Annotated in this window: 16 protein-coding genes; 11 read left to right on the top strand and 5 right to left on the bottom strand. The window is 74.6% G+C overall.

What is annotated here, in order from left to right; genetic code table 11:
• Window positions 1–137: 137 nt before the first annotated feature.
• Window positions 138–2,651: a hypothetical protein gene (locus AC5WAM_RS36860; RefSeq protein WP_495520202.1), complete on the top strand. Its 2,514-nt coding sequence runs from the start codon at window positions 138–140 to the stop codon at window positions 2,649–2,651.
• Here the strand turns inward: AC5WAM_RS36860 and AC5WAM_RS36855 are convergent.
• Window positions 2,648–3,196, bottom strand: a complete 549-nt coding sequence (locus AC5WAM_RS36855; RefSeq protein WP_495520201.1) for a hypothetical protein — start codon at window positions 3,194–3,196, stop codon at window positions 2,648–2,650. The genes AC5WAM_RS36860 and AC5WAM_RS36855 overlap by 4 nt on opposite strands.
• A 232-nt stretch (window positions 3,197–3,428) precedes the next feature.
• On the opposite strand from AC5WAM_RS36855, the gene AC5WAM_RS36850 reads away from it, so the two are divergent.
• A complete protein-coding gene (locus tag AC5WAM_RS36850; protein ID WP_495523727.1) occupies window positions 3,429–4,046 on the top strand; it encodes a histone deacetylase in 618 nt (205 codons plus the stop codon).
• Here the strand turns inward: AC5WAM_RS36850 and AC5WAM_RS36845 are convergent.
• Window positions 4,016–6,340 carry a collagenase gene (locus tag AC5WAM_RS36845; protein ID WP_495520200.1) on the bottom strand — a complete coding sequence of 775 codons (2,325 nt, stop codon included), beginning with the start codon at window positions 6,338–6,340 and terminating at the stop codon, window positions 4,016–4,018. The two genes, AC5WAM_RS36850 and AC5WAM_RS36845, sit on opposite strands and share 31 nt — an antisense overlap.
• 356 nt (window positions 6,341–6,696) lie before the next feature.
• Between AC5WAM_RS36845 and AC5WAM_RS36840 the strand changes: the two genes are divergently transcribed.
• Entirely contained in the window at window positions 6,697–8,100 is a 1,404-nt protein-coding gene (locus tag AC5WAM_RS36840; protein ID WP_495520199.1) for an aminopeptidase P family protein, read from the top strand.
• A 17-nt stretch (window positions 8,101–8,117) separates the two neighbouring features.
• On the opposite strand, the gene AC5WAM_RS36835 is transcribed toward AC5WAM_RS36840, so the two are convergent.
• Both AC5WAM_RS36835 and AC5WAM_RS36830 read right to left on the bottom strand, forming a co-directional pair.
• Window positions 8,118–8,777, bottom strand: a complete 660-nt coding sequence (locus AC5WAM_RS36835; RefSeq protein WP_495520198.1) for a class I SAM-dependent methyltransferase — start codon at window positions 8,775–8,777, stop codon at window positions 8,118–8,120.
• A 41-nt stretch (window positions 8,778–8,818) separates the two neighbouring features.
• Entirely contained in the window at window positions 8,819–9,220 is a 402-nt protein-coding gene (locus tag AC5WAM_RS36830; protein ID WP_495520197.1) for a VOC family protein, read from the bottom strand.
• Between the two features lie 172 nt (window positions 9,221–9,392).
• Between AC5WAM_RS36830 and AC5WAM_RS36825 the strand changes: the two genes are divergently transcribed.
• The 8 genes from AC5WAM_RS36825 to AC5WAM_RS36790 all read left to right on the top strand — a co-directional run bounded on the left by AC5WAM_RS36825 (window position 9,393) and on the right by AC5WAM_RS36790 (window position 17,180).
• Window positions 9,393–10,577 carry an NAD(P)/FAD-dependent oxidoreductase gene (locus AC5WAM_RS36825; protein ID WP_495520196.1) on the top strand — a complete coding sequence of 395 codons (1,185 nt, stop codon included), beginning with the start codon at window positions 9,393–9,395 and terminating at the stop codon, window positions 10,575–10,577.
• Window positions 10,567–10,887 (top strand): (2Fe-2S)-binding protein, encoded by a 321-nt coding sequence (locus AC5WAM_RS36820; protein ID WP_495520195.1) that lies wholly within the window; start codon window positions 10,567–10,569, stop codon window positions 10,885–10,887. The genes AC5WAM_RS36825 and AC5WAM_RS36820 overlap by 11 nt, the downstream gene beginning before the upstream one ends.
• Window positions 10,868–12,391 carry an FAD-dependent oxidoreductase gene (locus AC5WAM_RS36815; protein WP_495520194.1) on the top strand — a complete coding sequence of 508 codons (1,524 nt, stop codon included), beginning with the start codon at window positions 10,868–10,870 and terminating at the stop codon, window positions 12,389–12,391. The genes AC5WAM_RS36820 and AC5WAM_RS36815 overlap by 20 nt, the downstream gene beginning before the upstream one ends.
• A 151-nt stretch (window positions 12,392–12,542) precedes the next feature.
• The gene (locus AC5WAM_RS36810; RefSeq protein ID WP_366794963.1) at window positions 12,543–13,466 is read left to right on the top strand and encodes a dihydrodipicolinate synthase family protein; all 924 of its coding nucleotides are present in this window, start codon (window positions 12,543–12,545) and stop codon (window positions 13,464–13,466) included.
• 18 nt (window positions 13,467–13,484) lie between these two features.
• On the top strand, window positions 13,485–14,489 hold the full coding sequence (locus AC5WAM_RS36805) for a proline racemase family protein (protein WP_495520193.1): 1,005 nt from the start codon (window positions 13,485–13,487) through the stop codon (window positions 14,487–14,489).
• Window positions 14,486–15,868, top strand: a complete 1,383-nt coding sequence (locus AC5WAM_RS36800) for an aldehyde dehydrogenase family protein (protein ID WP_495520192.1) — start codon at window positions 14,486–14,488, stop codon at window positions 15,866–15,868. Before AC5WAM_RS36805 ends, AC5WAM_RS36800 begins: the two co-directional genes overlap by 4 nt.
• Window positions 15,869–16,011: 143 nt before the next feature.
• On the top strand, window positions 16,012–16,734 hold the full coding sequence (locus AC5WAM_RS36795) for a GntR family transcriptional regulator (protein WP_366794960.1): 723 nt from the start codon (window positions 16,012–16,014) through the stop codon (window positions 16,732–16,734).
• A gap of 92 nt (window positions 16,735–16,826) precedes the next feature.
• Window positions 16,827–17,180, top strand: coding sequence for a VOC family protein (locus AC5WAM_RS36790; RefSeq protein WP_366794959.1), 354 nt, complete (start codon window positions 16,827–16,829; stop codon window positions 17,178–17,180).
• Window positions 17,181–17,518: 338 nt separating this feature from the next.
• On the opposite strand, the gene AC5WAM_RS36785 is transcribed toward AC5WAM_RS36790, so the two are convergent.
• Complete coding sequence (locus AC5WAM_RS36785) at window positions 17,519–18,679, bottom strand: FAD-dependent oxidoreductase (protein WP_495520191.1); 1,161 nt, start codon at window positions 18,677–18,679, stop codon at window positions 17,519–17,521.
• Window positions 18,680–18,724: the final 45 nt, after the last annotated feature.

Genomic DNA, 18,724 nt, shown 5'->3' with positions numbered 1-18,724 from the left:
TGCGGCCCCGGCCCGCACCGTGACCCTACCGGCGTACTTCTCCACCCACGGGTGGAGGAGGCACCCGCCAACAGGCCGGTGCCGGGCCCCTGCCCGGGCAGGACGCGGACCCGCGCCGGTCGCGATGTGCTGGGGCCATGAGCATCGACCGACGTACCGCCGTCACGGCGGGGATCACCGCCGGGCTCGGCCTGGCCGCCACGTCCGCCGTGAGCCGCGCGACCACCTCGCCGCAGGGCGGGCCCGGGAGCGGGGCGATCACCGTCCGGGGCGAGTCCGCCACCCGCACCTCCCTGCCCGTCGCCCGCGACCCGAGAGCGTCGGGCGGCGCCTACCTGGCCCTGGACACGGCCGACGCGCCGCCCGCGCGCGGCGGTTGGTACGCCACGTACACCGTGGACGTCCCGGCCGCCGGGCCGTACCGCCTCACGGCAGTGGCCTCCGTCCCCGTGGAGCAGCCGCACGCCGAGCAGCCCGGCTCGTACGTCCGGCTGGCCGTCAACGGCACCGCGCCGCTGCCCCTCGCGCACTCCCAGCCCCACTGGTACGAGTCCCCGAAGGCCTGGGGCGCGCTGTCCCGGGTCACGCTGGGCGACGTCGTGCTGCGCCGGGGCGCCAACACCCTCACCTTCACCGTCGAGGGGCCGACCGTCCTGGACGCGTACACCGGATACCGCTTCCTCCTGGACGAGTTCACCCTCACCCCGGTCCCCCTCGGCCTGCGCGCCGTGCGCGTGCGGGACCGCGCGGGAGATCCGGCGGACAACCTCGGCCACTACCGCGACGAGCGGCACGCGGCCCTGGCCTTCGAGCTCAACGCGGCGGCGCCACAAGCGCTGAGCGTCACGTACCGCCTGCTCGACCACGCCTCCAAGAAGGTGGCCTCCGGCCGTCTGCGCGTCCCGGCGGGCGCCACCGGGGCCGTGCTCCCCCTGCCCGCGCTGCCGCCCGGCGCCTACCGTGCCGTGGCGGCCCTCGCATCGGCCCCGAAGGCCACCGTCACCGGGCGCTTCGCGCGCTTGCCGGAGCGGCGTGCGGTGCGGGGCCCGGCGAACCGCTTCGGCGTCAACGTCGCCACCTACGCCCTGGTGCCGCCCGCGCGGCTGCCCGCGCTCGCGTCGGCCCTCGCGGCCATGGGCGTCGGGCACGTCCGCGACGGCGGCTCCTGGCCCGCCGCACGGCGCACCCCGCGCGGCCCGTTCGCCGCAGAGCCCTTCGACACCGCCCGCGCGGCGTTCCACGACCGCGGCCTGAAGGTCGTCGAAGTCGTCTCACCGCCCCCCGACTGGGCGTTGACCCAGACCTCCGTGCCGCTCCCCGCCGACCTGCGCGACGCCTACCGCTACACCGCTCACCTCGCGGGGCGGGGCGGGCGCCCACCGGCCGACGCGCTCCAGCTGTCGAACGAGCCCGACGTGGACGCCACCGCGAGCACCGGCGACCAGCACGCCGCGTACGTCAAGGCGGCGGCGCTCGGCAGCGCGGACCAGCCGGACGCGCCCCCGGTGGTGCTCCCCGGCATCGCGCAGGAGGGCCTCTTCCAGGAGCTGATGCTGCGCAACGACGTGGTGCGGTACGCCGACGTGTGGAGCTTCCACGGCTATCCGCCGCTCGACGACACCGACCCCGAGCCGTCGTCGGCGCCGGAGGAGCAGCAGGAGCTGCGGAAGCGGTTCGGGGCGCCGGGCCGCGAGGTGGCGATGTGGATGACGGAGTGCGGCGCCTTCCTGCCCGCCGTACCGGGCGGCGACCCCGCGTACGCCACGCAGCGCACCCAGGCCCGCTATCTGGTGCTTTCGACGGTGGAGAGCCTGGCCGCGGGCACGGACCGGCAGTTCTGGTTCTGCGGGCCGCCGTGCACGGACGACGGCGTCTCGTTCGCGCTGCTCAGCCGGGACTTCCAGCCGCTGCCCGCGTTCAGCGCGTACGCGGCGCTCACCGCGCTCCTCGGGGAGGCCAACTACGCGGGATCGATCCAGGAGTTGCTGCCGCGCGCGGCCGGTTTCGTCTTCGCGGACGGCGCGGGCCGCACGGTGACGGTGGTGTGCGCGCCCCGGCCGAGGTCCGTGGACGTCCCGGTGCCCGACGGGCCGACGCGCGTGTACGACATCATGGGCGCGGCCCGGGGAACACCGCCCCGGTCCCGGCGGGGGACGGTCCGCGTGAAGGCGGGCCGCGACCCGCTCTACCTGGTGACCGAGGCTCCGCCGACCCGGCGCCCCAGGCCGCCCGCGGGCGACGGCCGCACCCGGACGCGCCCGCTGTCCCCGGCCGAGCACATCGTCCTCGACCAGCGCTTCGCGGCGGCCGACGCGGCGCCGGACAAGGCCGACGGCGACGCCGAACCGCCCCTGGGCTACCGCCTGGGCACGACGACCCGCATGCACCTCGCCGTCTACAACTTCAACCCCACCGCGCGGACCGTCACGCTCACCGCGCACCCGCCCGCGGGCTGGTCGGTGACGCCCCGCCGCGTGACGGAGGTCCGGGTGCCCGCGCACGGGCGCGTACGGGTGCCCTTCACGGTGACGGCGGGCGAGCGGGTGACCGCCGGAGCGGACCACCCGCTGGCCTTCGAGGCCCGCCTCGGCGACGAGCCGGTGCCGCCGTCGGTGTCGCTCGTCCAACGGCGGCCCCGAGGCGGTGACTAGCGCAGGCCGAACTGGCTGCGGCCGTCCACCTTGCCGTTGCCGATGGAGAACGACGCGACGCCGTACGACGAGCCGTTCTGCTCGCACACGTAGATCGCCGACTTCGCACCCTTGGCCTCGGAGTCGGCGGTGCGCACGCAGACGCCCTTGCCCGCGATGGTGTGCATCTGGGCGACGGTCTTGCCCTTGGTGATCTTCTTGTACTTGGCCTTCGTCATCTTGCCGTTGGACGTCTTGCCGTCCAGGCCGTTCTGCGACTTCAGCTCCAGCTTGCCGTTGCCGAAGAAGAACTGCGCCTCGCTGTCGCGCTTGTTGCCCTTACAGGTGTACGTCTTGCTGGAGTAGCCAGGGAAGCTGTCGCTCGCGGTCTTCTTGCAGGCGCCGCTGCCCGCGACCGAGGTCAGCTTGGCGACGGACGCGCCGAGCTTCACCTTGTCGTACTCGGCGCGCGTGATGGTGCCCGAGGCCGCCTGCGCGGTCGGCGCCAGGGCGGCGGTGAGAGCGGTGGCGAGCAGACCGGCAGTGAGCAGGCTCTTGCGCGACATGCGGAGTCCTCATTCTTGCGCGAAAAGGGCAGGGCTGAGGGACGTCACGAAGGCGAAGCCCCCCACCCTTCGAACAAAGCGAAGTATAGGGAGACGTCGATCTTCTTTTCGAACACTTTCGCTGGATGACGGCTCATACTGGGTGACAAGCACCACACCGCACACGGAGCCTCATGTGCCGAGCCCCGACCCGGGCCGGGAGCGCGTCTGGTACGTCTCCTACGGCTCGAACATGCACCTCGACCGCCTGATGGCGTACATCGCGGGCGGCAGGCCCCCCGGCTCGTCCCGGGACCACCCGGGCTGCCGCGACCGGCGGCCGCCCGAGGTCTCGCGCGCCGTGGAGCTGCCGGGCGCCCTGTACTTCGCGACGGAGTCGGTGCTGTGGACGGGCGGGCGGGCCTTCTACGACCCGGCCGCCGACGGCGTCCTGTACGCGCGGGCGCACCTGATGACCCGCGGGCAGTTCTCCGACATCGCCGCGCAGGAGATGTACCGCGCCCCGGGCACGGACCTCGATCTGACGGCGGTGGTCCGGGACGGCCGCGCCCGCCTCGGCGCCGGGCGCTACGAGACGCTGGTGTGCCCGGGACTGCTCGACGGCCTGCCGCTGCTCACCTTCACGGCGCCCTGGCACCTCGCGGACGTGCCCCTCAACCCGCCGGCGGGCGCCTATCTGCGGCACCTGGGCGCGGGCCTGATGGAGACGGCGGCCTGGGGTGAGGCCGCCGTCTCCGCCTACCTCGCGGCCCGCCCGGGCGCCCTGGGTCACTGGACGGCCGAGCGGGTCGCGCGGCTGCTCGCGCCCCGACCTGTGGGTCAGCCGCGCAGCGGGCCCTCGCAGCGGTAGTCCGAGGTGCCGGCCCGCCCGTCGGTCCAGACGTCCACGGCACCGAACGAGCAGTTCATGTCGGTGAGGTTGTTCTCACCGCCCTTGGCCCGGTCGAGGATGAAGTAGTCGACCGTCTCGGACATGTCCTTGTAGACCAGGTCCTCGTCCTGGGAGTCGGTGAGGCGGGCCGTGATCCGTCCCGTGCAGGCGAAGCGCGGGCGGTCCTGCGAGCCGCCGGCGGCGCACTCCGGGGTGTTGCCGGTCGTCGCCCTGATGGAGTCGCGGACCTGGGCCGCCGTGGTGGCGCGCAACTCGCCCACCGGCACGTACGTGGTGGCGGGCACGAACAGGTCGTCGACCTTGGCGATCTGTTCGTCGAGGAAGGCGTCGTACTCGGACTGCAGGTGCGTGTCCCTGCCGACCCGGTCGCGCCAGGCGTCGAAGCCCGTCGGGTCGTCCTTGCGCAGCAGGCGGTACATCTCCTGGAGCTCGGCGGGGTGCTCGGCCCACAGGTACTCGAAGAACGTGCCCGCGTAGTTGTAGAAGCGGAAGCCGTCGCCGTCGTAGGTGGCGTGCAGGAGCTGGTTGACGGTCATCCGCGGGCCGCCGCCCGCGGTGTCGGCGATGATGCCCTTGACCAGGGACTTGCGGACCTTGATGCCGTCGTCGCGGGTGGAACCGTCGAAGAACTCCGCGGTGCCCTCGTCCATCGCCGTGGTCCGGTCGCCCTGGTACCACGGGCCCTCGCCGAAGGAACCGGGCACCGCCCAGCGGCCGTTGAGGTAGTGCGTGTACTCGTGCCGGAACAGCTCTTCGAGGGTGAGTGAGGAGTCCTGCGGGACGCGGCGCTGGTAGGTGTAGAAGGTGGCGCCCTTCTCGATGTACATGCCGCCGTTGTCAGTGCTCAGGCCGGTCAGGAGCGGCTGGAAGTTCTCGTACTCGGCGCGCGAGGAGTAAAGGACCACGCGCAGGCTGGAGTTGGTGTCGCCCTTCAGCGGCTCCTGGGTGCCGACCACGCGGTGGAACTGCGCCTTGACCTGCTGGCTCGCGTAGTACAGCTGGTCGACGGTGGGGCGGTCGAGGGCGTGGCGCACCACGATCCCGTCGGTGCCCTGCTTGCCGTAGCTGTACGTCTGCGGGAACAGCTTCTTCTCGATGTCCTCGCGGCACACCTTGTACGGGGCGCAGGCCTCGAACTCCACCAGCCAGGTGGCGACCTTCGCCCACGGCGCGCTGAGGTTGCCGAAGGTCCGGGCGGTGACGTCGAGGAGCCCGCCGAGCCCCGAGACGATCTCGGTGCGCAGCGCCTCGATCTGGCCCATGCGGCCGTACTCCAGGAGGGCGTCGCGCGCCGCCCACGCGTTGTCCGTGCCCTTCAGGTGCCCGTAGCCCGCGAACGCCTTGAAGGCGGCGCGGTAGGAGGGGTCGGCGGCGACGGCCGAGTGGAAGGCGGTGTCCCTGTTGCCGGGGTAGACGCCCAGGTAGTTCAGGGACAGCGCGGCGAGGGCCGACCCGCCCCAGGAGCGGTCCTTGTAGGTGTCGGGCCGGTCGGCGTCCATGGTCTTCACGACCCGCTTGACCAGGGGCAGTTGGTGTTGGCGCAGACCCGGCGCGCTCGCCGCGTACAGGGCCTCGCGGAGCGTCTCGGCGTTCGTACCCGTCGCGTCGAAGGTGCGGGCGGCGGAGCCGAAGGCGTCGACGGCCGCCCGCATGGCCGCGACCGTCGGCGGGTCGGTGACGTCGATCTCGTCGCGGGAGAAGTCGTGGTACGCGACGGCGTGCAGATAGGTGAACATCTCAAGGAGGTGGCTGGTGTTCCTGCCGTCGTGGCTCGCGGCGAGCGCGCCGATGCGCCGCGACACGGCCTGCACGTGCGCGTCGGACATCACCGGCGCGAGGCGCCGGTCCCAGGTCCAGATCAGCGAGCGCAGACAGCCGCCGGCGGTGACGGCCCGGTCGGCGAGGAAGTCGGCAAGCCCCTCCGGGGACAGCCGGGTCAGGTCGTCGAGCGTGCACCCGGCGGCCGCGGTCCGTTGCTTGGGCTTCGGCGTACGGGGGCCGGGGACGCGGCCGTCGGTGAGGCCGCCGGGCGCCGGGAGCCGCCGGGCCTCGGGCCTGGGCGCCTTGGCCAGGCGGTCCGCCCGGTCGTGCGGTTCGGGCGCGGCGGGTCCCGGTCGCGCGGCGGCCTGCCGTATCGCGTCGGCCGACGCGGACGGGGTGTCCGCCTGTCCGAGCGGGGCCGCGGTCACACAGAGGGTCACCGCCGTCGCGGCGGTGAGCAGGGATCTGCACAGGGTTCTCGAAGGAAACACAGAGGGCTCCCAGGGTGGGGGTCATGGGAAAGCACACGAGGCAGGGGCGATGGGCGCCCGACTGCCCGCCTTGTCACGGCACTTGGCGACGAGGGCCCGTCAGGCGACCCGACGCCATGTGACGCGTAACGTAGTAATGTGAAATTGCACTGACAAGGGGTCAGGCGCTCCGTTATCCAGCTGTGTCCCAGCCGGACCACCCACCGCGTCCGGACCGAACCATCCGCCGCGCCCCGGCCGACCGGCCCGTACAGGCACCCCGAGCGACCGGCCCGGACGGGAGTCCCGGCCGACCGGCCCGTACAGGCGCACCGGACGGTCGGCCGGGGCACCCGGCGAACCGAGGAGGACCACCCATGCCCGATACCACCACCGACACCCCCGCCCCGTCGCCGGCCGACACCGCCCGCGCCCCGGGTACGGTCAGCCATGACCTGCCCGTCTCCCCGGAGTTCGAGCGGTTCATGGCGGGTGGCTGGGCGCCGAGCCCGCTCCCCGGCGACCTCCGGCTGACGGCCGCCGACGTCACCCCGGGCCGCCGGGCGCGCCTGGGCGCCCGCTTCCCCGGGGAGCGACTCGTCATCCCCGCCGGGGAGTTGCGGGTGCGCTCCAACGACTGCGACCACCGCTTCCGGCCGCACAGCGCGTACGCGTGGCTCACCGGCCTGACCGGCGAGGAGCAGGCGGGGCACGTCCTGGTCCTGGAGCCCGACGGGCCGCACCGGCACGAGGCGGTCCTGTACGTGCGGCCCCGCTCGCCGCGCGCCGACGGCGGCTTCTACCGGGACCGGCGCTACGGCGAGTTCTGGGTCGGCCGCCGCCCCGACCTGGAGGAGGCCGAGCGGATGACCGGCATCCGCTGCGCCCGCCTGGACGACCTCGGCGCGCTCCCGCCGGGGCGCCACGCGCCGACGGACGGCGAACTCGCCGCCGCCCTGAGCGAGCTGCGGCTCGTCAAGGACGCCTGGGAGGTGGCCCAGCTCCAGCAGGCCGTGGACCACACCGCGGCGGGCTTCGAGGACGTGGTGCGCGCCCTGCCGCGCGCCCTCACCCATCCGCGCGGCGAGCGCTGGATCGAGGGCGTCTTCGGCCTGCGCGCCCGCGCGGAGGGCAACGGCACCGGCTACGAGACCATCGCCGCCTCCGGCGCCCACGCCTGCGTCCTGCACTGGATCCGCAACGACGGACCCCTGGACGCGCGGGAGTTGCTCCTCCTGGACGCGGGCGTGGAGACCGACACCCTGTACACCGCCGACATCACCCGCACCCTGCCGCTCTCGGGACGCTTCTCCCCCGTCCAGCGGCAGGTGTACGAGCTCGTGCTCGCCGCGCAGGACGCGGGCATCGCCGCGCTGCGGCCGGGCGCGCGCTTCCGCGACTTCCACCGGGCCGCGATGCGCGTGATCGCGGAGGGCCTCGCGGAGTGGGGCGTCCTCAAGAGCCCGGAGGGCGACTTCCACCGCCGCTACACCCTGTGCAGCAGCGGCCACATGCTCGGGATCGACCTGCACGACTGCGCGCAGGCGCGGACCGAGGTCTATCTGGACGGGGTCCTGGAGGAAGGCCAGGTCCTGACCGTCGAACCCGGCCTCTACCTCCAGCCGGACGACGAGACGCTGCCGCCCGAACTGCGCGGCATCGGCGTCCGCATCGAGGACGACCTGGTCATCACGGCCGAGGGGGCCCGCCTCATGTCCGGGAGCCTGCCGCGCACGCCGGACGGGGTGGAGGAGTGGATGGGCGGCCTCATGGAGGGCTGAGCGGGGCGCCCGGCCCGCTAGCCGGGGCTCCCGGCGGGGGCGTCGTAGACCAGGCTGTAGCGCCAGAACAAGCGGCGGCGGATGCGGGCGCCGGGCAGTTCCCGCGCGGCCGCGGCCCGGATGTCGGCCAGGGTCTCCCGCGGGTCGGCGGTCGGCGCCGTCATGTGCGGGGGCGGCGCGTCGGCGCGGGCCGGATGCCTGATCAGCCCCAGGACCGGGTTCAGGAGCGCGGCGGGCAGGGCGGCGAGCCGGTCGACGGGCCCGGACTCCCGGTAGCAGCCGAGGATCACCAGGCGCCCGCCCGGAGCGAGGCACCGGCGGAGCTCGCGCAGGGTGGGCGTCAACGGCAGGTGGTGCAGGACGGCGACCAGGGTGACGGCGTCGTAACGCCGCCGCGGGTCCCGCCCGTCGAAGCCGGCCTCGACGACGGTGACCACGGGATCGCCGGCGAAGCGCTCCGCTGCGACGCGGGCCGTTCCGGGGTCGGGTTCGAGCCCGGTGACGGTGACGGCCCGACGGCGCAGCAACGCGGCGAGGTTCCCCGTGCCGCACCCGACGTCCAGGACGTGACGGGCCCCGGAGGCGGCCACCCGGCCCGCGATCCAGCGGCCGTAGTGGTCGTTGTGGCTCCAGGGGTGCCGCTGGTTGAAACGGTGGAGGTGAGCGAGGAGCGCCATGGGGCCACGGTAGCCAGCAGCGCCCGCCCGCTCCGCCGCCCCTAGGCCTGGTACCGCGGTGCCAGGGTGCGGAGCACGTCGAACTCGTTGCCCTCGGGGTCGGCCATGACCACCCAGTTCCGGTCCGGGCCCTGGCCCACGTCCGCCCTGGTGGCGCCGAGGGCGAGGAGTCTGGCCACCTCGTCCTCCGTGTCGCGGTCGATCGGGCTGACGTCGAGGTGGAGCCGGTTCTTCACGGTCTTGCCCTCGGGCACGCGGATGAACTGCAGGGTGGGTGGCATCTGGCGGGCCCGGACGTCCTCGGCCGTCGGCACCCAGGAGCCGATCTCGACCCTGCCCTCGCCCCGGTCGATCACCTTGAAGTCCAGGACCGCGCACCAGAAGGCGGCGAGCCGCTCGGGGTCCTGGCAGTCAACGACCAACTCCGTGAACCTACTTGTCATGTCTCTCCCGGGTAGTGCCGACGAGGGCTCAGCGTATGCCGCCCGTCCCACGGAGCCGGGACCGCCTGCGCTCCGGGCGGCACGGCCCGCCGAACGGCGCCCGGGCCGGGAGGAGTTGGTGCCGCGCGCGGGATCCCTTGGCAAGCTCGGTGCAATGTGAAATATTACTGACGTGCCCACGAGGAACTCCACGGACGTCATCGTCATCGGGGCGGGGGTCGTCGGCGCCGCCTGCGCCTACTACGCGGCCCGCGCCGGACTCCACGTCACCGTGATCGACCGCGGCCCCGTCGCGGGCGGGACGACGGGTGCGGGCGAGGGGAACCTCCTGGTCTCGGACAAGGAGCCCGGCCCGGAACTCGATCTGGCCCTGCTCTCCACGCGGCTGTGGCGCGAGCTGGCCGACGCCCTGCCGCCGCGCATCGAGTACGAGACCAAGGGCGGCCTCGTCGTCGCGGCCGACGCCCACGGCCTGGCCTCCCTCAGGGAGTTCGCCGCACGGCAGGCCCGTTCCGGCGTCGCCGCCGACGAGGTGCCGGGCGACCGGCTCCGCGACCTGGAGCCGCATCTGGCGCCCGGCCTCGCGGGCGCCTTCCACTATCCGCAGGACGCGCAGGTGCAGCCCGCACTCGCCGCCGCCCAGCTGCTGCGCGCGGGCGGCGAGCGGGTGCGGCTGCGGCTCGGCGAGGAGGTCACCGGCGTCCTCACCGGCTCCGGCGGGCGGGTGCGCGGGGTGCGGACGCCCGCGGGCGAGGTCCACGCACCGCACGTCGTCAACGCGGCGGGGACCTGGGGCGGCGAGGTGGCCCGGCTCGCGGGAGCGCCCCTGCCCGTGCTGCCCCGGCGCGGTTTCGTCCTGGTCACCGAGCCGCTGCCCCGCGTGGTCCGGCGCAAGGTGTACGCGGCGGACTACGTGGCCGACGTCGCCAGCGGCTCGGCGGCGCTCCAGACCTCCGCCGTCGTCGAAGGCACCCCGGCGGGACCCGTCCTGATCGGCGCGAGCCGGGAGCGCGTCGGCTTCGACCGCTCCCTGTCGGTGGCGGCGCTGCGGCGCCTCGCCGCGCAGGCCGTCCGGCTCTTCCCGGTGCTCGCCACGGTGCGGGCCATGCGGACGTACGCCGGGTTCCGGCCCTACCTCCCCGACCACCTGCCCGCCATCGGCCCCGACCCGCGCGCCCCCGGCCTGCTGCACGCCTGCGGGCACGAGGGCGCCGGGATCGGCCTCGCTCCGGCGACGGGCCGCATCGTCGCCGCGCTGCTCGGCGGCGGCGTACTCCCCCTCGACGTCAAGCCGTTCAGGCCCGAGCGGTTCGACGAGGGCACCGACCCCAGAAAGGAGCCGGGGCATGGCGCGTGACCGCACCCCCATCGACCTCGTCGGGGCCGCCCCCGACGCCGCGTTCGAGATCAGCTTCGACGGGCGCCCCGTCCGGGCGCTGCCCGGCCAGTCCGTGGCCGCCGCGCTCTGGGCGGCGGGCGTCCTGGCCTGGCGCACGACCCGGGTCGGCGGCCGGCCGCGCGGCGCGTTCTGCGGCATCGGCCAGTGCCACGACTGCCTGGCCACCATCAACTCCCGCCCGAACCGGCGGGCTTGTCTGGTCCCGGCGCGGCCCGGCGACGCGGTCACCACGCAGGAGGGACACGGCCATGCGGGACTCGGCGTCTGAGACGGCCCCGGAACGCCGGGCCCATGAGGGGCCGTACGACCTCGCCGTCGTCGGCGCCGGTCCCGCGGGCCTCGCGGGCGCGGTGACCGCCGCCGAACTCGGCCTGTCCGTCGCCCTGTTGGACTCCTCGGCGCAGCCCGGCGGCCAGTACTACCGCCACCCCGACCCGGCCCTGGGCGCCACCCGCCCCGAGGCCCTGCACCACGACTGGGCGGCCTTCGCCGACCTGCGCCACCGCCTGGACTCCGGCACGGTCACCCGGCTGACGCGCCACCACGTGTGGACCGTCGTACGCGAGGACGGCGGGGCCGCCGAGGGTGGTGAGGACCTGTGGGCCGTGCACGCCGTCACCGGTCCGGACGGAAGCGGAGACGGGGACGGGCAGCGTCCTGTGCGCGTACGGGCCCGTGCGGTGCTGCTCGCGACCGGTACGTACGAGCGCCACCTCCCCTTCCCCGGCTGGACACTGCCGGGCGTCGTGGCCGCCGGAGGCGCCCAGGCGATGCTGAAGTCCGGGCTCGTCCTCCCGGGCGGCCGGGTCGTGGTGGCGGGCAGCGGGCCGCTGCTGCTGGCCGTGGCCGCGTCGCTCGCCTCGGCGGGGGCCCGGGTGCCCGCCGTGGTGGAGGCGTCGGGCTACCTCGCGTACGCCCGTGAGCCGCGCACCCTGCTGGCCCATCCGCACAAGCTCCTGGAGGGCGCGGCCCATGGCGCGGCGCTGCTGCGGCACCGGGTGCGGCCGCTCGTCCGCAGCGCGGTGACCCGCGCGCACGGCACCGACCGCGTGGAGGCCGTCACGGTCTCGCGGCTGGACCGCGATTGGCGGCCCGTGCCGGGGACCGGCCGCCGCATCGCCTGCGACGCGCTCGCGATCGGCCACGGCCTGGTCCCCCAGCTCGAACTGGCCACCGGGCTCGGCTGCGCCACCCGGCGCGGAGCGGACGGGACGCACGCGCTCGCCCTCAACGCCCTCCAGAGCACCTCGGTGCCCGGCGTCTACGCGGCGGGCGAGGCGGGCGGCGTCGGCGGCGCCCCGCTGGCCCTCACCGAGGGCGAGTTGGCGGGCCTCGCCATCGCAGCGCGCACCCTGGGGCGGCCCGCCCTGCTCGACGGCGCGCGCGTGCGCGAGCTGCGGCGGCGCCGGCACCGGCTGCGCGCCTTCGCGGAGGTGATGGCGCGCGTCCACGCCCCGGGCGAGGGCTGGAGGCGGTGGCTCGACGACGCGACGGAGGTCTGCCGCTGCGAGGAGGTCACCGCGGGCAGCGTCCGCGAGGCGATCGACGACTACGGCGCCCGGGACACCCGCACCGTCAAGCTCCTCACCCGCGCCGGGATGGGCTGGTGCCAGGGCCGCATGTGCGGCCCGGCCGTGGCCTGCCTCGCCGCGGGCGCGGCCGGGGCGCCGCAGTCGCCGCCACCGGAGCGCAGACCGCTGTCGGTGCCGGTGCCGTTGGGGGCGCTCGCCGCGGTGGAGGGGGACGAGGAGGCCCCGACGGCCGACGGATAGCACCACCCCTCTGCACACCGGGCCGCCCCGCACCCGACCGCCCCGCGCCGGACCACCCCGCACCCGACCACCCCGCACCGGCCGCTCGTCGGCCCCGCAGGCACCACGCCCCGCTCAATAAAATGTCACACATCACAGAAGGGCTCCCTTCATGGCCACCTCCCCCTCCCCCGCCGCCTCCTGGACCCCGGAGCGGCCGTGGCGCGGCATCATGGTCGCCACCGCGCTGCCGCTGCGCGACGACCTCTCCGTCGACCACGACGCCTACGCCGAACACGTCCGGTGGCTCCTGGACAACGGCTGCGACGGTGTCGTGCCGAACGGCTCGCTCGGCGAGTACCAGACCCTCACCGCCGACGAGCGCGCCCGCGTCGTGCGCACCGCCGTGGAGGCCGCAGGCGACGGGGCCCGGGTGATGCCCGGCGTCGCCGCGTACGGCAGCGCCGAGGCGCGCCGCTGGGCCGAGCAGGCGGGCGAACAGGGCTGCGGCAGCGTGCTGTTGCTGCCGCCCAACGCCTACCGCGCCGACGAGCGCGCGGTGCTCGACCACTACGCCGAGGTGGCCCGGGCCCAGCTGCCCGTCGTGGCCTACAACAACCCCCTGGACACCAAGGTCGACCTGACCCCGGCCCTGCTCGCCCAGCTGCACGGCGCGGGTCACGTGGTGGCCGTCAAGGAGTTCAGCGGCGATGTGCGCAGGGCGTACGAGATCGCCGAACTCGCGCCGGACCTGGATCTGTTGATCGGCGCCGACGACGTCCTGCTCGAACTCGCCGTCGCCGGTGCCGTCGGCTGGGTCGCGGGCTATCCCAACGCCTTCCCCGCCTCCTGCGCCGCGCTGTACCGCGCCGCGACCGCCGGTGACCTTCAGGCCGCGCTGCCGCTCTACCGGTCCCTGCACCCATTGCTGCGCTGGGACTCCAAGACCGGGTTCGTGCAGGCCATCAAGGCGTCCATGGACATCGTCGGGCGGCGCGGCGGCCCCACCCGGCCGCCGCGCACCCCGCTGTCCGACGCGGCGGGGGCCCAGGTGCGCGCCGCCACCGAGAAGGCCGTCGCCGACGGCCACCACTGACCCGGAGGGGGGACTTCCATGCGTACGCGTCACGTCTTCCACGCCGTGGACTCGCACACCGAGGGCATGCCCACGCGCGTGATCACCGGGGGCGTCGGGGTGATCCCCGGCGCCACCATGGCCGAGCGCAGACTCCACTTCATCGAGCACCTGGACCATCTGCGCACGCTCCTGATGTACGAGCCGCGCGGGCACGCCGCGATGAGCGGCGCGATCCTCCAGCCGCCCACCCGGCCCGACGCCGACTACGGCGTGCTCTACATCGAGGTGTCGGGGCTGCTCCCCATGTGCGGGCACGGCACCATCGGCGTGGCCACCGTCCTCGTCGAGACCGGCATGGTCCCGGTCACCGAGCCCGTCACCACGGTGCGGCTCGACACCCCGGCGGGCCTGGTCGACGTCGACGTACGGGTCGAGGACGGAGCGGCGACGTCGGTCACGCTCACCAACGTGCCCGCGTTCTGCGTCGGCCTCGACCGCAAGGTGGAGGTGGCGGGGTACGGCACGGTGACGTACGACCTCGCGTTCGGCGGGAACTTCTACGCGTTCGTGGAACTCGACGCCCTCGGGCTGCCGTTCGACCGGGCCCGCAAGGACGACCTGCTCGCCGCGGGCACGGCGGTCATGGCCGCGATCAACGCGTCCGACGAGCGGCCCGTCCACCCGGTCCAGCCGGAGATCGCGGGCGTGAAGCACGTCTACCTGGCCGCTCCCGGCTCCGACGCGCACCGCTCGCGGCACGCCATGGCCATCCACCCGGGCTGGTTCGACCGCTCCCCGTGCGGCACGGGAACCTCCGCGCGGATGGCGCAGCTGCACGCCCGCGGCGCCCTGCCGCTGGAGCGCGACTTCGTCAACGAGTCCTTCATCGGTACGGAGTTCACCGGCAGGCTCGTCGCCGAGACGGAGGTCGGCGGGGTGCCCGCCGTCGTGCCGCGCATCACCGGGCGCGCCTGGATCACCGGCACCGCCCAGTACTTCCTCGACCCCGACGACCCGTTCCCCGGGGGGTTCCTCCTGTGATCACCGCCCTGACCCCGGTTGTCTCGCGCAACCCGGCCGACCCCTCCGACGTGGTGGTGCGCACCGCCGCACCCGGCGCGTTCGCCGCCGTCGACACCGTCGAGCGGGCCCGCGTCGCACAGCCCGGCTGGCGCCTGGGCGGTGCGGCGGCCCGCGCGGGCGCGCTCGGCGCCATCGCCTCGGCCGTCGAGGCGGCCGCGGACGAGCTGGCCGCGCTCGCGGTGCGCGAAGTGGGCAAGCCCCTGACGGAGGCCCGTGCGGAGGTGGCGCGCACCGCCGCGATCTGGCGCTACTACGCCGAGGCCCCGTACGCGGCCGAGGGCTCCGTGCACGAACCGGGCAGCGGCGCCGGGCTGCTGCTCACGCGCCGCCGCCCGCACGGCGTCGCCGGTCTCGTCACGCCCTGGAACTTCCCCTTCGCCATCCCCAGCTGGAAGGCGGCCCCGGCCCTCGCCACCGGCAACGCCGTCGTCCTCAAGCCCGCGCCGGAAGCCACCGCGTGCGCCCTGCGCCTCGCCGAGATCGTCCAACGGGCCCTCCCCGACGGCGTGTTCACGGTGCTCCCCGGCGGGGCCAGCGAGGGCAACGCGGTCGTGTCGGCGGCCGACGTCATCTCCTTCACGGGCTCCACCGTCGTCGGTCAGGCCGTCGTGGCCCGCGCCGCCGCACGCGGCGTCCCCGTCCAGGCGGAGATGGGCGGCCTGAACGCGGCGATCGTCCTGCCGGACGCGGACATCGCCACCGCCGCCGCCCACCTCGCCGCCGCGATCGCCGGGTACGCGGGCCAGAAGTGCACCGCGACCAGCCGCGTCATCGCGGTGGGCGCCGCCCTCGCCCCGCTGCGCGAGGCCCTGGCCGAGCGGCTGCGTGCCGTGACCGTGGGCGACCCCGCGGAGGCGGCCACCGCCTGCGGCCCGCTCATCTCCGAGGGGGCCCGCGACGAGGTGGCCGACAGCAGCCGGGGGCTGCCCGAACTCGCCGGGGCCCGCGCCCCGCGGGGCGACGGCTGGTACGCGGCCCCCGCCCTCGTCACGGACGTGCCGCCGGGCCACCGGCTGCTGCGCGAGGAGGTCTTCGGGCCGCTGGCCGTGCTGCTCGCCGCCGACGACCTGGACCACGCGGTCCGCATCGCCAACGCCACCCCCTACGGCCTGGTCACGTCCGTGCACACCGCGTCGCTCGACACCGCCCTGCACGGCATCGACCACCTCGACACCGGCATGATCCGCGTCAACGCCCCGTCCACCGGCGTCGACTTCCACCTGCCGTTCGGCGGCACCAAGGCCTCCAGCCACGGCCCGCGCGAACAGGGGCGCGCGGCGCTTGAGTTCTATACGTCCAGCCGCACGTACACCTTGGCTCCCGCACTGTCCCCGTGAAAACAACGTGACATTGTACGCTGGTGATCCACTCGGCCGGAGGCGCGTGGCGCGGTGCGGGCGCGAAGGCGCGCGGGCACCGCGCGGGCGACGACAGCGCGCGGGCACGGTGCGAGCGACGGTCACGAAGGGACACCACGACCATGGGCCACCTCAAGCAGCGCAACCTCATCACCACCAGGGAGCGCCTGCGCGACCAAGTGGCCCACGCCCTGCGCGCGGCACTGATCTCCGGTGAACTGCGCCCCGGCGAGGTGTACTCGGCGCCGGGCCTCGCGGAGGACTTCGGCATCTCCGCGACGCCCGTGCGCGAGGCGATGCTCGACCTGGCCCGCGAGGGCCTGGTCGAGCCGGTCCGCAACAAGGGCTTCCGGATCACCGAGGTCAACGAACGCGATCTGGACCAGTACTCGGAGATCCGCGCCCTCATCGAGGTCCCCATGGTCGGCCGGATCACCCGCTCCGCCGCCCGCGAGGACCTGGAGGCGCTGCGCCCGGTCGCGCAGGAGATCGTCCGCGCCGCCCGCGAGCACGACCTCATCGGCTATCTGGAGGCCGACCGTCAGTTCCACCTGTCGCTGCTCGCCCTCGGCGGCAACGACCGCCTCGTCGAGACCGTCGGCGACCTCCGCAAGCGCTCCCGCCTCTACGGCCTCACCGCCCTGGACGAGAACGACCAGCTCCTCCCCTCCGCCCAGGAGCACATCGAACTCCTCGACCTGATGGTGGCCGGTGACGCGAAGGCCGCCGAGAAGTGCATGACCCGCCACCTCAGCCACGTCCGCTCCCTGTGGGCCGAAGGCGCCCCGGACAAGGAACAGAAGCCCACCCGCGCCGGCCTCGGTGTCCGCCTCGGCTCCGGCTGAGACGTGCTCCCGGGCAGGATCCCGCTGTCCTCGCCCACCGGAGCACCCCCACGCGAAGCCGACGGCACCAGGACCGTCGTAGGCTCCCGGGCATGCGCGCGCACCTGCAACAGATCGTCGTGGACTGCCGGGAGCCGAAGGCCCTGGTCACGTTCTGGGCCCGGGTCCTCGGTGGTGATCCGGTCGACCGTGCCCGCGGCTGGTCACACGTCGAGCTGCCCGGACTCCCCCGGCTCGCCTTCCAGCCGGTGCCCGAGGGCAAGGCCGTGAAGAACCGGCTCCACCTCGACGTCGCGGTCGACGACATCGAGGCCGCCACCGCCGAAGCGGTGCGCCTGGGCGCGGTCCGGGCCGGTGAGCCGGTCACCGACGACCAGGGGTCGTTCCAGGTCATGCTCGACCCGGAGGGCAACGAGTTCTGCTTCGTCAGCGCCGGGCCCCGGTAGCGGCAGCCGCATGCGCGGCCCTCCCGGCCGGCCGACGCACCGCGGTGGCCCTTCCTCGCGCTGCCCCCGTCACACGGTCATGAGCTTGCCGCGTTCAAGGCGGATCACCTCGTCGGAGGCGTCGGCGACCTCGCGTGCATGCGTCACCGGGATCACGCTCTTGCCGTCGTCGTGCGCCAGCTTCCGGAACGCCTCGATGATCCCCTCCGCGGTGTCCTGAGACCGACGAGCGCAACATCAGCGTCGTACGGGCCCTGCTCGACCTCGCCTTCGCGGACCACGCCCCCTTCGCCCCCGACTCGGTGGACCTAGCCGACCTCGCGGAACGGGCCGTGCGGTCAGGAAGGCTGGACCTCGTCGAAGAGGGCGAGGGCCGCGGAGGGGTCCGGGCTCACGAGGCGCTCCAGACCGGCCTTCGTCATGCTCGCCCATCTGCCGCCCCGTTCCCACATCCGCTCCTCGAAGGCCCGGACGGCCTCGTCCAGGTCTTCGGGGCCGGTGGCCGCGACGATCGACTCGGCGAGTTCGGCGCCATCCAGCATCGCGAGGTTCGCGCCCGCTCCCAGCGGGGGCATCAGGTGGGCGGCGTCGCCCAGGAGCGTCACCCCCACGACGTGGGGCCAGGTGTGGGCCACGGGCAGGGCGTGGAGGGGGCGGTGGACGAAGGCCGCGCCGCGGCGGAGGAGGTCGAGGACGGGAGCGGCCCAGCCGTCGAACTGAGCCAGCAGGCTAGCCCGTACGGCCTCGGCGTCGGCACCGTCCAGGCGCGCGCCCCGGTCCGGCCCCGCGGGTCGGCCCGGGACCGCGTGCCACTCCGCCTCCACGCGGAACTGGGCGTACACCTTGACGTGGCCACCGCTGTTGCGCTGGGCGACGATCGCGCGGTTCACGCCGTACACGGCCACGGAACCGTCGCCGATCAGCCGGGCGAGGTCGGGGTGGCGGGCGTCGACGTCGTCCAGGGAGGTCTCGACCAGGGTGACGCCGGTGTACTCCGGAACCGCGGAGGAGACCGCGGGCCGGACCCGGGACCAGGCGCCGTCCGCGCCGATCACGAGGTCGTACGTCTCCTGTCGCCCGTCCGCGCAATGGACCCGCACGCCGTCTGCGCCCTGCGGCACCACCTCCGTCACGGCGCGCCCCCACTGGACGTCCAACGGCCCGAGCAGCAGATCGCGGAGTTGCCCGCGGTCGATCTCCGGGTTGGCCCGGTCGTCCGGCCGAGGCCGCCAGTCGCGCAGGACGGTCCCGTCCACGCCCAGAATGCGCATGGCCTGCCCCTCCGGCCGGGACAGCGCCCGGAACTCCGCCAGCACCCCCGCCTTCTCCAGCGCCACCTGGCCGAGCCCCTCGTGCAGGTCCAGCGTGCCGCCCGGGGGACGGGCGTCGCGGGCGGAGTCGCGTTCGAGGACGGTGACGGGGTGGCCATGACGGTGCAGCACACGGGCGCAGGACAGCCCGGCGGGGCCGCCGCCGATCACGGCGATGCGGGGTCTCATGGTGATCCACCGTACGGTGTCGAGGAGTTGGACCACGAGGGGGTG

It is taken from the genome of Streptomyces sp. JLYT201 (genome assembly GCF_059448825.1).
Note: the sequence above shows the minus strand (reverse complement) of the source record. Positions and strands in the feature narration are given on the sequence as shown.

What these genes read in the sequence shown, in the direction of transcription:
- AC5WAM_RS36855 (WP_495520201.1), bottom strand. Translation starts at nt 3,196, where the DNA reads ATGTCGCGCAAGAGCCTGCTCACTGCCGGTCTGCTCGCCACCGCTCTC.
- AC5WAM_RS36810 (WP_366794963.1), top strand. Translation starts at nt 12,543, where the DNA reads ATGGCCACCTCCCCCTCCCCCGCCGCCTCCTGGACCCCGGAGCGGCCG.
- AC5WAM_RS36815 (WP_495520194.1), top strand. Translation starts at nt 10,868, where the DNA reads ATGCGGGACTCGGCGTCTGAGACGGCCCCGGAACGCCGGGCCCATGAG.
- AC5WAM_RS36805 (WP_495520193.1), top strand. Translation starts at nt 13,485, where the DNA reads ATGCGTACGCGTCACGTCTTCCACGCCGTGGACTCGCACACCGAGGGC.
- AC5WAM_RS36785 (WP_495520191.1), bottom strand. Translation starts at nt 18,679, where the DNA reads ATGAGACCCCGCATCGCCGTGATCGGCGGCGGCCCCGCCGGGCTGTCC.
- AC5WAM_RS36820 (WP_495520195.1), top strand. Translation starts at nt 10,567, where the DNA reads ATGGCGCGTGACCGCACCCCCATCGACCTCGTCGGGGCCGCCCCCGAC.
- AC5WAM_RS36835 (WP_495520198.1), bottom strand. Translation starts at nt 8,777, where the DNA reads ATGGCGCTCCTCGCTCACCTCCACCGTTTCAACCAGCGGCACCCCTGG.
- AC5WAM_RS36795 (WP_366794960.1), top strand. Translation starts at nt 16,012, where the DNA reads ATGGGCCACCTCAAGCAGCGCAACCTCATCACCACCAGGGAGCGCCTG.
- AC5WAM_RS36830 (WP_495520197.1), bottom strand. Translation starts at nt 9,220, where the DNA reads ATGACAAGTAGGTTCACGGAGTTGGTCGTTGACTGCCAGGACCCCGAG.
- AC5WAM_RS36860 (WP_495520202.1), top strand. Translation starts at nt 138, where the DNA reads ATGAGCATCGACCGACGTACCGCCGTCACGGCGGGGATCACCGCCGGG.
- AC5WAM_RS36790 (WP_366794959.1), top strand. Translation starts at nt 16,827, where the DNA reads ATGCGCGCGCACCTGCAACAGATCGTCGTGGACTGCCGGGAGCCGAAG.
- AC5WAM_RS36850 (WP_495523727.1), top strand. Translation starts at nt 3,429, where the DNA reads ATGCACCTCGACCGCCTGATGGCGTACATCGCGGGCGGCAGGCCCCCC.
- AC5WAM_RS36840 (WP_495520199.1), top strand. Translation starts at nt 6,697, where the DNA reads ATGCCCGATACCACCACCGACACCCCCGCCCCGTCGCCGGCCGACACC.